This window comes from Sorangiineae bacterium MSr12523 (assembly GCA_037157775.1).
GTDB lineage: Bacteria > Myxococcota_A > Polyangia > Polyangiales > Polyangiaceae > Pendulispora > Pendulispora brunnea.
In genome coordinates this window covers 12,562,835-12,577,172 of sequence record CP089982.1, presented here as the reverse complement: position 1 = coordinate 12,577,172, position 14,338 = coordinate 12,562,835, and the positions used below count along the sequence as shown (strand labels likewise).

General features: G+C 60.2%; 7 protein-coding genes. 4 read left to right on the top strand and 3 right to left on the bottom strand.

Features of this window, described 5'->3' with window-relative positions; translation table 11 throughout:
* Nucleotides 1-8 precede the first annotated feature (8 nt).
* The 3 genes from LZC95_49755 to LZC95_49745 all read right to left on the bottom strand — a co-directional run bounded on the left by LZC95_49755 (nucleotide 9) and on the right by LZC95_49745 (nucleotide 5,345).
* Nucleotides 9-371: a hypothetical protein gene (locus tag LZC95_49755; protein WXA94519.1), complete on the bottom strand. Its 363-nt coding sequence runs from the start codon at nucleotides 369-371 to the stop codon at nucleotides 9-11.
* A gap of 1,266 nt (nucleotides 372-1,637) precedes the next feature.
* Nucleotides 1,638-4,424 (bottom strand): hypothetical protein, encoded by a 2,787-nt coding sequence (locus LZC95_49750; protein WXA94518.1) that lies wholly within the window; start codon nucleotides 4,422-4,424, stop codon nucleotides 1,638-1,640.
* A gap of 660 nt (nucleotides 4,425-5,084) precedes the next feature.
* Nucleotides 5,085-5,345: a hypothetical protein gene (locus LZC95_49745; GenBank protein ID WXA94517.1), complete on the bottom strand. Its 261-nt coding sequence runs from the start codon at nucleotides 5,343-5,345 to the stop codon at nucleotides 5,085-5,087.
* A gap of 829 nt (nucleotides 5,346-6,174) precedes the next feature.
* On the opposite strand from LZC95_49745, the gene LZC95_49740 reads away from it, so the two are divergent.
* The 4 genes from LZC95_49740 (at nucleotide 6,175) to LZC95_49725 (ending at nucleotide 14,333) form a co-directional block, all read left to right on the top strand.
* On the top strand, nucleotides 6,175-9,093 hold the full coding sequence (locus tag LZC95_49740) for a protein kinase (protein WXA94516.1): 2,919 nt from the start codon (nucleotides 6,175-6,177) through the stop codon (nucleotides 9,091-9,093).
* Nucleotides 9,094-9,120: 27 nt separating this feature from the next.
* Nucleotides 9,121-9,282: a hypothetical protein gene (locus LZC95_49735; protein ID WXA94515.1), complete on the top strand. Its 162-nt coding sequence runs from the start codon at nucleotides 9,121-9,123 to the stop codon at nucleotides 9,280-9,282.
* Nucleotides 9,283-9,596: 314 nt separating this feature from the next.
* Nucleotides 9,597-11,612, top strand: coding sequence for a prolyl oligopeptidase family serine peptidase (locus tag LZC95_49730; protein ID WXA94514.1), 2,016 nt, complete (start codon nucleotides 9,597-9,599; stop codon nucleotides 11,610-11,612).
* A gap of 6 nt (nucleotides 11,613-11,618) precedes the next feature.
* The gene (locus LZC95_49725; GenBank protein ID WXA94513.1) at nucleotides 11,619-14,333 is read left to right on the top strand and encodes a YcaO-like family protein; all 2,715 of its coding nucleotides are present in this window, start codon (nucleotides 11,619-11,621) and stop codon (nucleotides 14,331-14,333) included.
* Nucleotides 14,334-14,338: the final 5 nt, after the last annotated feature.

Below are 14,338 nucleotides of genomic sequence, written 5' to 3'. Positions count from 1 at the left end.
AAGAAACCTCAATTCCAAACGCAACGGAAGCTGTAAGCCTTGTTAGCTGCCGCGGTCTCGCCGGCGGTGACGGGTTCGAAACCGTCGATCGCCGCGGGAACCACGCCGTACGCCACGCATGCTGCAAACGGCGCGACACAAGCCATCGTGTAGGCGTCCATGGACACGTCGATGAGTTCTCCGGGCGAGAGAAGAACATCTTCGATTCCTGACGAGCCGGCGCCTGCAGGGTGCTGGCCAACCGAGAAGGCGCGCAAAGGGTCGTCATTCAGCGCACAGCTCGTCATCGATCCCGGAGAGAAGAACGATCCCTTCCCCTCGGGGTGCTGCTGGCAGCCCGGCGAAGTGTCGCCCCATGCGAATCGTGTCACCTTCGGTCCGCGCGCAGCGAGAAGAAATTGAGGCAACGACGGCAGCTTGGCGCCGACCCAACTGCAGAATGCTTTTGCCTGCGCGACTCCGACGCATATTGCCGGTAGCTTATCGCCGCCGGCAACGTCGAGTGTCGGACGTCCAAGCGGAGAGTCCGATTGGCGACTGATGCACGCCTGCTCTTGCGCGGGCGCGCATCCCCCGGCCTCTACACAAGAGCGAAACTGCGCCACCGTTACGGGATACTTGGCGATTCGAAACCCCGAGATATCTTCCGTCTTCCGCATGGGGCCCACCGCGACACCAGACGTGACGCTCTGCCCAGCAACGGCAAGTGCCTCGGGAATGTCTTCCGGTCCCGGCGGCCTAGCCGATTTGGGGCTCACATCTGACCCCGACGAATTGCAACCAGCCGAGAGGACCGTGGCTACGATCGCCATTACGACGGCCATTCTTCTTTTCATGGGGAACGCTCTCCTACGTGGCGAAACCGAGACGTCAGAAGTAGATCGAAATATTGCGCGTCGGCGCATCCGGGTCTTTGGTCGCAACAAGAAACCATTGATCTTTCGGGGACGACGACACGTATACATTTCCCACGTTTTGACTCATTTCCGCCGGACATCTTTTCAGAACGCCGCCGACGTCCATCAAGTAGATGCTCCACGGAGGGTCAACGGCAATTCGAAATCCGACAGCCTCTCGCGTAATTTTGAAAGCAACTGAGTAGGCAAACGAATCGATTCCACATTGCGCACATTCAGCATTGAGTCCCGGACGTTGAGGTGTCCGGATCACGTACTGGATGGGATAAATAACGTTTCCCCTCAGGACGATCCCGGGGTTAGCCAATGACGCGTCCGTGCACGAAGCGTCGAGACAGTGTTGATACTCGGATTCGCTCGTGCCGCAATCGTGATTGGGGTTGCAGTCCGCGACGATAGGCGCGCCCGGTGGAGGACACGGATCGGATAGAAGTACGCCTCCATCCGAACCTCCCGCGTCATCGTTGGCGGCGTCGCGACTGGACGCATCGGAGGTTTTTCCGGCGTCACGCGATGCCCCGTCCGTGTCCTGGAGTTCGGAGCCATCTTGGCCGCTATCAGGAATGAGGCAAGGATTGCGAGACTCCGTGATGCCGTCACTGCACCCCGATGTCGTAATGAGGCCAGCCGACGAACCCGAGCAAGCGGCAAAAACGGGTGCCACACCAAGCGCAACGCAGGCGAGGACGGCGCTATGGTGCACTCTATTCCGCGCCACGATCATGGCAACCTCCCGAACGGCAGCGATATGGCTTCGAGCATCACGTCCCCTTTTTGGCCGAAACTGCCAAAGACGCGGGAAGCGTCGTCCCAAACTGCCGCAAACGTTCGCGAGCCGTTTGAGATGAGCACCGGCCTTCGCCGATCGGTTAGCTGCGTCGACCGAGGCAACGAGAACGTCGCGCGGCTCACATCGAGCGTGTGAGCCGTTGGGTCCCACACCAACTCTTTCCCAATGAGCTGGCCGAACTCGGCGTTGGCAGCTTTCTCGTGCCAGGCCAGCCACGTGCCCGTGCCAGCACGCGCCATTGTTGGCAGGTCGCGTGAATTCGAATCGGCCGTGACCACCTCCTGCATGAGCGTCGCTCCAGGGGCTGCGGTGTCAAGAATCGCAATGCGGAGACGCCCGTCCTTCGCGGTTCCCGCGTTCGAAAGGTCTGCGCCCTCGACGAAGGCCACGAGCAAGTGACTCGAGTCGATCTCGGCGAGCGCTGGGCGTGAGTCACTGGGCCCCGGGGTAAACGGGCCTACGGTCCACTCGGTGCTTCTCGCTTTCACACGAATCGTCTCGGCACCACCTCCAAACACCCGCCACGCCGCAGCCCAGGTGTCGCCGAATCGGGCCAGCGCAACGCTGCCTTCGGCCTCGGGCGAGGTTGCGAGGGGTTGATCCGTGGTGGTGGCGGGATTCAGTGCCGTGTCGAAGACACGGTAGAAGATGTCCGGACCAGTGTTCAAATCCGAATCGTCCGACCAGGCGACGACGACTTGCGAGCCGGTGTTGAGCACGTCGGCATCAAACTGCGAGAAGCTCGTCCTGGTATTGGCGCGCACGAGCGGACCGGCCATTCCGGCCATCGGGTAAACGCGGCGCAGAGCGACGCCAAGGAGATCTCCATCGGCATCAAAGTCGGTAAACGCAACCACGCCGACCTCGTCCGCAATCGGCACGAACACCGGATCGCTACCGGCAATCGCGCTCGGGGCGGCCCCCACGATGACCGCCTTGTCGCTTGGCACGCCGTCAAGGCCAACGCCGGCAACTCTGACCGTTGGGACGCCGTCATTCGTCTCGACAAAGGCGGCGGCGAGCGCGCCCGTAGACCACCCCGCGAGCGGGTGCGCCCCCCGCCCGATGGTCCGCGATCGAGTGCGGACGGTCGAAGCGTCCACGAGCAAGGGGATGTCTTGCGCTCGACATGTAGTTGAGCATGTTGCGCGTGTCCCATTCCACTGGCCGAGGTCGCACTCCTCGCCCGCGGGACGACGAATCGCGTCACCACATTGCGTGCCGTCTCCGACCGAATCGAGTACGTCACATGTATTCAGCGTTCCGCCGGTTCCAATACCTCCACATACGAGGATGCTCTCCCCTGACAGGGTAGCTGCCCCAGGGTAGTTTCGTTTATTGGACATTTGGCCACCACCTTGCCAAACGCCACGCCTTACATCATAAATGAGCGCATCTGCGTAGTCCGCGGTGCCCGGGAGGCTACCGCCCGCAAGCGTCACGTAGTTGCGTGACGCCAAGGTCGCCGAGCCGAATACCCGCCCTGCCGGCATGCTCCCACCAGGCGTGAATGCTTGCGTAATTGGATCGTAGATCTCCGTCTCAACGTAGTTGATCGGAGGGGGCCCATTCACATCCCAGAACGCTGAGCGACCTCCGAAGATGAGTACCTTGCCATCCGGCAAAGGCATCGACGCATGTTCCTCACGCGGGGCGGAAAGGGAACTGGCGAGATTGAATTTGCCGGTCGTGGGATCGAAGATCTCGACCGTTTCGGTCGCCTCGATGGTCGGTCCTTTCCACCCGCCAACCACCAACACGCGGCCGTCCGAAAGCCGGTCAGCTGTGCCAGCCCAACGTACCGATGCCATGTTGGGTGTGCGGGTCCAAGTTTTGGTGAAGGGATCGTAGACTTCCGCAGTCTTCTCGTTGTCCGGCCAATCACCGCCGGTTGCGAGGACCCGGCCGTCGAGCAATCGCGTCGCGGTGTGGTACCCGCGCGGGATCGACATCGCCATGGTGGACGACCACACTCCGGACCTCGGATTGTATACTTCGACGCCGACCCATTGCTCGTTCGGATTTCCCGGTGGCTCGTACTTCCATCCGCCCGCCGCCAATACCGTCCCGTCCTCGAGGAGCGTCGCGGTCATGGCTTCACGAGAGTCGTGCATGCTCCCCGTTGCAGCCCACGTGCGCGAAGTAGGGTCGTAGAGTTCGGCGCCACTGACCGTTACGTTTCCTGGCTGACCGCCGCCAAGCGCAAGTACCTGGCCCGAAGGCAGAGTAATGGTGCGAAAATCATATCGCGCGGACACCATGCTGCCCGTCGTGCCCCATTCCGGGTCGAGCACGGCGGGATAATGTGCCCCGCTCCAGGACACCGTCACCTTGCAATGATTTGCGCCCGGCGCGACGGGTACGCGGCCCCACGGCGCGGCGGGCTCGCGATCGACAGCGCAATCGTCCACAGCGAGCGTCGCATCGGTGCGGGTCCCGTCCTCGCCGAGGAGCCAAGGCGGGGATACATGGAGACGAGGGGTACCCGATGCATCGATGATCTCGAGCACGTTACCGACGAGGCGCAGTCCAGCAGCCCCCTCGCCGAGAGCCAGCTCGTACTCGATCTTCTCTTGCGCGGGCGCATGCTCGAAGGTGACGAAGTCCTCGTAGCCGGTTTCCGTCACACGGTGGAGAACGTGCGAGCCCGTGCCGAGAGCATCGCGAAAGATGGCGTATCCCTCGGCAACTTCGGCCGGAACGTCACGAGCTCCCACTAGCCGTGTTTGAATCCCGGTGGTCGTCGTCGGCTCGGAGAGTTGGTTGAGCGCCGTTGCGCGACGAGGAATGCCGACGTGCGGGTGTATGTTCGGAGAGGAAATGAAGCTACTTCGTGATGTTGCAGGGTCGATGTGCTCAGAGTGCTCGATAAAGCCCGAGACAGCGCTGGCCGAAAAGATGCTCGTGGTGCTCGATGACAGCGTGCGGCTTCTCCGAGGACTGCCAGGGCCATGGGCCCGTGGCATGTCGCTGGGCATCGTGAAGCGCGCCCTTAGGTTCTCCAGCACCGCGCGCGCTTCGTTCGATTCGGAGAGGTTTTGCTTCGAAACGCCTATCTCGTTTGCTCCGGAGCACGCCGCCCCAGTGAGAAGTAGCATGCCCCCGACCGTGCGAAACGAGGGGCGGCACGCTCGTCTAGGGCTAATAGGACGCAATGAACTCATGCGCTTTCCTTGCAAGGACTAGGAACGATCACTCGCCCGCATAAAGCGACCGACTTATCTCGGGAGCTACTGGACTGCCGCCATGGTGGTGGTGGAAATGGGCATTGGGCGACACCCGAGACAAGTCGGTCGTTTCATATGGGCGAAGGATGTAACCGCCACAAATGACATTTCCGGGTTAATTAAGACACAAACAAGACTCATTAACGCGCACTACACGTGCCACTTGCACCGCGTGATTCGGACGCCGGCAGGTCGAGGGCAGAATTGGCAACTCGTGGCCGGTTCACGGCTCGGAGGTTGTTCTGCCTCAGTGCCGGTTTGTTGACGAAGCTCCCACCTGCGCACGACCTCCGCGGCAACGCGAACATCGCGACGCCACGTGGCCACCATCTTGACATCGGCGTGGCGCGCGCAGAGAAACAACTCGTTCTCCGCCTCGAGCATGCTGAAGGCCAGCGTTTCGAGTGCCATTACCAATTTGTCGAAGTGGATGTCCTTCCGTGGTTCGTGCGCTCGCCTACGCCTGATGATCGATACGTCTTTTGAATCAGGGCGCATATCATCCCCCCCAAGGCCGATAGCAGTTTGGTCGTGCCCGGCCATCTACACGTATTAAGTGACGTCAGCGGTAATTGGATCAGTCCAACATCGAGCCTCTACCTTGCTAAAGAGGCGTCGGGGGCGTCCGGATCAAAAAAAAAAGATGAAAAGGATCCAGCCATGAGCCCGTTCGACTTCCGAATACACGTTTCCTCCCCGGCCGAGCGGCCCGGCCGCAAACTCTCGCCATCTAGAGTTGATAAAGAGGGGCGGGCTGCATCTGGATCAACGGGACACGAAAAAAATCTGCCCCGCCCAACGGTCGAGTTCGGCGCACCTCGCGCCGCGCACCTCCCGCAGGAAGATTCGGCAAGCTCCACCGCGCCGACCTATTGACGAGACCGCGCAGGTTGGCGAAAGTAGAGGGTTTTTAAACGTTGCAGAATCTGCTTGCCGTCCGCGCCTTTCGGCTCGATACTCGCGCCGCACGGATGGCGGGGGAAGTTTCGACGCCTTGGCGAGCAACATCTCGGATAGGACGGCCGAGTAGCAAAGGCAGGATGAGCAGGCGTCTGTCCGGATCAGCGATGAATTTTCGTGTAGGAGACGGCACGATATTGTCGCCCCGAAGAAAATCGTCCCCCAGTTTGATCCACTTCGCCGGGGCCCCTCTTTCCACAAGTGGGGACCGATGCATCTCGCGACTCACCATCCCGTTCGAATACCCTTGCTTGCGGGTCGCACCCGCTGGGGGAAGCACGTGAGCACGGTCACCCCGGTGACCGTCGGCCCCCAGCCAGACACTCAGGGGGACACGGTACGCGACATCGGCGTTGACCGACCTGGGGTCGGTGTTCGCATACTCGGCCACCTTCGGATCGAACAGGTTCTTGAATCCTCGGACGAGTGGAGCCTCTACCTCGCGGATGACGAGGAGCGCGCGGAGCTGGTGCTTGTCGCAATGGCGACTTCCGAGATCGCTCTAGCAGCTTGCCTTTCGGGTCCGGCCAGTGGAGACGTCATCAAGAGAACTACGCTGCAAACCCGGCAGCTCGCCATCGTGGCGCTCAACGAAGCTCACCTCGAACGGTTTGGCGACCGCCTTCTGCCACGAGAGGCGAACACGAAGGAAACGCTGCAATCGGCCAGCGAACAGGCCGGTCCCCGCCTTCTGGACGGCAGCACCTTCGCGGGCCGGTACCGCATTGATGGCCTCCTTGGCCGCGGCGGCATGGGCGAGGTATATCGCGCGTACGACGACACCTTTCAGCGCGCAGTCGCCCTCAAGATCCTGCGCGTCGACAACGCGGAAGGAACGACGGACCATCGCGAAGAGGCCAAACGGCGCCTTCTTCACGAAGCACGAGTGGTTTCGTCGCTCAAACATCCCCACATCGTGGAGATTTACGACGCGGGAGAGTCAGATGAACTTCCTTATTTGGTCCTCGAGCTCTGCGACGGCGGCAACCTTCGAAAAGCGATGGCGGGCGATGCAGAGCTAGACGACAAGATTCGTTGGTTGAAGGAAATCGCAGAGGCTCTCGCATACGCGCACCATCACGCGATTATCCATCGCGACATAAAACCAGAGAACGTCATTCTGACGGCCGACGGGCGCGCGAAGGTCGTGGACTTCGGGATCGCGAAAGCGCTGAAACAAGTAGGGATCGGCAACAACACGCTATTTGGTCTCGTCGGTACGCCGCGTTACATGGCCCCGGAGCAACTACTCGGCGGCACGATTGATGCACGGGCCGATCAATATGCGTGGGGACTCGTAGCTCATGAGCTTTTGACCAAAACGCACCCCAGGATCGGCAATATTGCCCAAGCAACTACAGATAAGGGCGCCACCAATATTCCGTTGGTGCCCGCGAATATCCGCCGCGTGCTCGCGCGAGCCATGGAGAGTCGTCCGGATGCGCGCTACGCGGACTTCAGCGCACTCCTCGAAGATATGCGAGCCCCTGCTCGCCGGCGTCCCTCGTGGCCCCTTCTCGTTTGCACGGTTGCCGCACTTGGCGCGATGGCCGCGTCGCTGGCGAGTTCGCGCGGCTTGATCCACGGTGGCGGCAGTGAGGTATCGCCTGCAACTGATGCTGCGACCGTCTTCGACTCAGAGAAGGTAGACGCTGAAATGGTCAATCGTTGCGCTCCAGCAGCGAGATCTTCCTTTGCGGTGGGGCTCCAACTCTGGCGCGACGCCTCCCAATGGGAAGCCGTGCCCAAGTTCGAGGAAGCTACCAAGTCCGACCCGGAGTGCGCGTCCGCAAGACTATACTATCTGCTTGCGGCGACCCATACATTTCCAAAGCGTCGCGAACACTTTCGCCACGCCCGCGAGCAGCGTTCACGCCTGAACGAGCGGGAACGTCAGATGCTGGATGCGCTTGAACCGTCCATCGTCGATCCTCCGAATAACGACGAACTAGACCGTCGGGCCAAAGCACTGGTCGCCCGGATGCCGCACGATCTGGACGCTCGCAGGATCCTCACACGTACCCTGCGTCGGCTCGACAAGCTCGATGAGGCGCTTCGCCTGATCGAAGAAACGAGTGCTCTCCAGCGAGATCCCATTCCCGGGAACGAGTTCGAGGCAGCGATGATCCAGTTTCGTCGGCGCGATGAGTCCGCGGCCTTCGACCACTTAGACAGGTGCTTGCAAACCTCTCCGGATTCGGCCGATTGCCTCCAATGGAAAGGCCTTTATCTTGCATCAAAGGGCGAGTGCAAAGCGGCCGAGGGTTCGCTACGCCACGCCGTGTCTGTCATGCCCCAAAATGCCTACGCGCATTTCGCGTTGGGCAACGTTCTGCTCACCACGACGACCGATTCAGCCGCAGCACGCGGGGTCTTCGAGGAGCGGTGGCGACTTCTTTCCACGGACCAGCTAGAGCCTACGCCAAGCGTCGCCACCGCTCGGGTTTCCGATGAATACCGAATGGCACTCGTAGGCGGTGAGATGGCGGAAGCCCTACGCCTTCTCAGAAAGTGGAACGACGAGGTCGCGACGACCAATAGTGGTCGGTTTCGCGGTGAGCCACTCATTCAGCTTATCGACCTTTTGCGGGACCTTGGACAAGCTGACGAAGCGCGTGCTCTCGCGATGAAAGGATTGCGGGAGCAGCGTTCATGGTCGAACGATGATAAGCTGGACATAGGCATCGAGCTCGCTCGGCTGGCTTATCTCACGAATGCAATCGGGGCCGACGAATACCGCCAGATTCGAGACGACTGGATAAAGAGTCGACCTCGCCAGTCCACCGAACAATGGATTCAAGCTTTTGCGGGGCTGCCGGACGTAGGAGCGGATATGGCACCGCCGATTGCGCCCGGCCAATACGCACTCGACTGGATTTCAATGTCACCTGAGAAGTATGCGCGCGTGACAATGGAATTGCTCCGGTTGGGGCGAACGGCCGATGCGGTCCAGCATGCCGATGCCGCAGTCAATTGCTGCCTCGCCTTCTCGCCGGCGGGACATATCCATGCGCAGGTTGCCGCCGCGAAAGCGCACGATGTGGCAGGTGACACGGCGACAGCTTGCAAATGGTATCGCACGTTGAAAGCGCGTTTCGCGAGTGCTCCGCGTAGCCCGATTTTTCAACTCGCAGCGACGCGCGTAAAGGTACTTGCGTGTGGCAAAGACTCTCAGCCGACGGCGGAACGCTCGAATTAATAATGCGCAGACAGAAAGGAACGGACAATGGCGACCGAATCTGAACTGAAAAAATCCCAAACGGAGCAAGAACTGCCCGAAGATACTCTGGATCTGGACCGCGAGTTTGGCGGACCGCGCCTTCGAACACGCACCGCCCTCCGAGCGGGAGAGCCCGGTTCGGACGAGCAGCTCGGGCAGGGCGGGTGACTTCCTGTAAGATCCGGTAATTCTATTGGTGCAGACGTCGCATCACGCCCTCGTGGGGCCGCTGCGCGGGCGTGAGCGATGGTTGCACGGGTACGATGCCAAGCAAAGAAATGTGTTCTAAGAAGAGTACGTGTTGAAGGGGAACCGGAGAAACATTCATGCCGAACCATCGAGGTCTCATCGTGGTATGGAGCGCAACCTGCGCTATGGCGCTCTCGTGTACCCATTCGCAGCGGGCCAGTCAGGTCCCCAGTGCGAGCGCCGGAACGGTTCCCGTTGCCACGAAGAACGCTGCCCCCGAACGGACTGAGACCTTGGAAAACACTGACCGTTTTTCTTCGTTCGAAGTCGCCACTCCCGAGATGACCAAGTGGGAGCAGGAGCAATCGCGGAGTGCGCTCGAGTATCTTCACGGCCGAAGAAATTTCGACGAAGTACTTCAGCGGGTACGCCAGTATCGAAACGAAGCACAGCCTCCGCGGGAGGTAGAGGTCCGCGGTCACGTGACGTTCTCCCTTGAAGAGCGCAAGGGAACCCAAGGAATGTCGATCCTCCGCCGTGACGCAAAGAGCGCACCGAGCGTCCTTTTTCGCATCGGTGACGATGAAGCCTCGCGTCGCGTGCAGATTGATTTCATGTCCGTCTCGCCTTCTGGACGTTTTGTCGCCATAGGCACATCTGACGCCGGTGCTGAAGAAACGATCGTGCGCGTACTGGACGCTCGAACGGGAAAGGACCACGGCGATCGAGCCTATGACGTTCGTTCAGGCTGTTTCGTCTGGCTTCCGGATGAGAGCGGGTACCTTTACATGCGCGGGAGAGGCCGCAAGGGTGTTCCTCTGAAGGACCAGATCCGCGACTTGAGCGTTGCCGTGCATACCCTGGGCAAACCGGCCGAGCAGGATGCCGAGGTCGTAGGTTCGCAAGCTCGCGGCGAGCGCATTCATGGGGAGTACGAATATCCATATCCGTCCATCTCGCCGAATGGCCAAGACATTGTCATCGCGGTCAAGCATTCGCTGAATCCTGACCTGACTGTCTTTACGAAGAAGCGCAATGCCCTTCTCAATGAGAAAGTTGATTGGACTCGGATCTATGACCAACCAGATCGGGTCAAAGCAACGGCCGTCGCCGATGGCCGTGTACTCGTGGTCCGCGGCATCGACGATGAGCATGACGTGCTGGAGCAAGTCTCGACGGGCAACCCGTCCGCGCGCCGTGTACTCTACACGGCAAATCACACGCTCGAGAATCTAGTCTCCGCTGGTCAGGATACATACGTTGTCGAGCGAGAGATTGCCACGAAGCATCTTGTCCTAGTCCGTTCTACCAGCGAAGTGATTCCTATTGCGCTCCCCACTGGTCGCTCTGTCTTCTCGGACAACCTGCGGCTCGATCGGACTACCAATACATTGGTTGTCGACCTACGCGCTTGGACCGAGCCCCGGTCGTGGTGGACGCTGGCGCCCAATAAGAGAGCGGTCGAGCCAATTCGCTCGATGATCTCTGCGTCCCACTCGGATGCATTCGAGGTTCGGTCCATGGAGGCCTCGGCTCGCGATGGTCAACGGATACCGCTCACGGTCGTCGGCCTGAAGGGACAAGCCTCATCGCCGCCCAAGTATGTGTGGATCTCGGGTTACGGATGCTACGGAGCGGTGCTCGGACCCTCATTTACCGCAGCACGCCGAATCTTCATCGAGTCGGGCGGTACATACATTTTCGCCCACATCCGCGGCGGCGGCGAGAAAGGCAGGACGTGGCATCAGCAAGCTCGTGGCGCCACGAAGATTAAGACCGTCGAGGACTTCATCGATAGCGTCAAATTCGTTCGTGGTGCCGGATTCGGGACCGGTGGCGGAATTTTTGTTTCGGGAGGCAGTGCAGGAGCCCTTCCCGTCGGCGGCCTATTTGTACGTAATCCGGAGCTGATTGACGCCGCGTATATCGAGGGGGGCGTCCTAAACGTCTCGCGGATGGAGGCAGGGAGTGCGACGGGCCCATTGCATAAGGACGAATACGGGACGAACGACACACCCGAAGGGGCACGCCGATTACGCGACCTCGATGCCTACTTGAACGTCCAAGACGGGCAGTCGTATCCGCCGATACTCTTGCGCGCGGGGCTGAATGATCCTCGAGTACCACGATGGCAGTCAAGCAAGTTCGCAGCTAGAGTTCAACAGGCGACGAGTGCTGCCCACCCTGTTCTCTTCCGCATGACGGGTGGTGGTCACATAGGAGGCACCACGGTGGATGAAGAAGCGCAGGTGGAGGCCGAAATCGTGACCTTCGCCCTATCGAACATCAGGCATCCCGACTTCCAGTAAGCGGCTATGGAGTTCCCGTTTGGCAGTACGGATATCGAAAAGAAGGCCCCAACCTACGTCACGGTCTTCGTGGGGCCTTCGTTGGATGCCGCACGTGTGCGGGAGCTGGTGCCCTTCGCGGACATTCGTCCCCCCATCCGCCGCGGAGACCTCGATTCAGTACAAGCGCCGAATCTCGTGGCGATCATTGACGGCGTGTTCGACGCGGAGCTGGCCGTCTCACCTCGTGAAATCCGCACTGCGATTGCGCGAGGAGTTCGCATTGTCGGTTCGTCGAGCATGGGGGCACTTCGAGCGGCCGAAGTGCATGAGATGCTCGGCGTCGGCCGGATCTATCAGATGTATCGGAACGGGACGATCGAGCGCGATGATGAGGTTGCCGTGTTGCTCGATGTCGATACCGGAAATGCCCTCACGGAACCCCTCGCGAATATTCGATTTGCAGTCGCCTCGCTGGTAGGATCCGGAACGCTCGACGAGGCCGTAGGCTCGACCATAGTCGATGTCGCGTCGTCTATCCACTTTCACGATAGGACATATCGAAATATCTTACGCAACGCGGGATTTAAAGATCCCGCGGCGATGGATCAGTTGATTCGCGCACTTCGGTCGATCGACCTGAAACGGGAAGACGCGCAGACTCTACTCGAGCTCCTTCCCGAATTGGAAGCAGCGCCGCACTGGGAGCGGGTACTGAGAACGAACCAGCGGCATGACGACTACGACGATCACTTTGCGTCCGTTCGCGTTGCCATCAGCAGCGCCGCTGACGCCCCTCTCACCGTATGGGAATTCGGCGAGAAGATCGAATGGTCCGATCTTCTCAAGTTTCTCGCCGTTACCGGGAAGTTTGACCGACATGCACGACAGGTTCTTGCGCGGGGCGCTTGGACGGGACTCGAATCGCTTGCTCCGGCACGAGACACGCAGGTCCCGTCTGTTCAAGAGTTGTTCGTCATGGCCGCGGAAGAGTGGGGTTGGAAAGGTCGAGAAGAAGCACACGTAACACTGCGCGATCTCGGGATCGGCTTCGAGGAACTGCAAGAGCAGCTTCGACGAGAACGCCGGACGCAAGCCGTTCAGCACTCCCTGTTTACCTTGGACGCGACTGACTTTATGCGTGCGTTGAGGGTCGACCTCTTCCTAAGCAATCTCGCTCTGAAGCGCGAGGCTATGCGGTTGGGAGCATTGCTGATGCTTGCTCGCGAGGCGCATGACGGTCAAAACGATAACTACGATGGGGAGCTGCGCGAAGCAAAGCGTGCATTGCTGTGCGAAATGCCCGAAGCCACCTGGGACGGGATGCTGTCGCAGGCCGGCATTTCTGAGAATGATGCGAAACCCATCGTGGAACTGATTGCGTCTGCTCGTCGCGTCGGCGTCCATCTGCTAGGGACGTTAGAAGATGCGCCCCGGCGCGATGGGCTCGTAGGTAGAGGAGTCGAGTCGTTACCGCTCGCGCCTTATGCAAAAGGCTCTTCGTCACGGTCCATTCCCGACGGCGAGGCTGCCGTGATCGCGCGAAAAATCGGCAAGACAATCGGCGTGACGCGGGTCGCACAACTCGGTGAGCTCGAACGCTTTGGCTTGCATGTAACCGCCGCATATCGATCATCGGACTGGTCGTCCACCATAGGCGGCGGAAAAAGCGAATCCATCGACGGAGCCACCGCGGGCGCTTTGATGGAGGAGCTCGAGAAATATTGCCAGGAGCGGTTCGAGCCCGACGTGGTTCTGGAGGGTGGGTTTCACAAGTTGAGCACGAAGTCTGCGATTGACCCGAATAGGTGCGCCCTGCCGTTCGATTCGTGTTATGCGTCAGACTCGTCGATCTCGTGGTCTTGGATGACCGACTTGGTTACCGGTGAGCGAGTACTTGTGGCGCGAGATCTTCTCTCGATGCGCCGGCAGGCGAGGGACCTGCTCTACTCCGCCCGCCGCGGACGAAAGGTTTTCAGCACCAGTGGGCTTGCCTCCGGCTTTACGATCACCGAAGCCATCCTTCACGCGCTCTGCGAGCGCATCGAACGACATGCCGTGAAGCTTGCTGAACAAGCCCTGAGCAATCCCGGTGAAATTCCCGGAGCGCCACGCTGGCCGTTTACTCTGGTCGATCTCGAGAAGTGTACGCCATCCATCGGGCGTATCGTGCAATCGATTCGCGACGCCGGCTACCAGGTGCGCGTGATGGACATCACCTGCGAGGTGAGTGTGCCCACTTTTTCAGCACGCATCTTTCGACCTGACGGGGTCCACGGCCTCACTGAGAAGTATCACGGTGGATCTGGCACCCATCCAGATCCCGAGATTGCCGTCAAACGGGCTTTGCTTGAAGCTGTTCAGACACGCGTCGGCGCGCTCTCCGGTGCTCGCGAGGACTTTGGAATACGTCCGCGTAGTCTTGGACGACACGAGCGGCCCCGCCCTCTCTCTCGGGGCGACGCATATTGGATTCGGCCGTACGTTCCGAAGAAGCCACTCCGAGACGTCGTCGGATTCGTCGGACAGAGCGCGCGCGAAAATGTCGACTTCATTGTCCGTCGTTTGACTGCGGCTGGCTTCGATCGTGTGCTTTACCGGGACTTGTCGCCTGACGACGTCGCACCGGGCCATGTTGTCCGTGCGCTCGTCCCAGGCATGGAAGATACGAATCCGTTTCACACAGGCCTTCGAGCTCGCACTCTCATGGTGCAAGATCTGATGCGCCGCCACGAGTGGTAGACCTC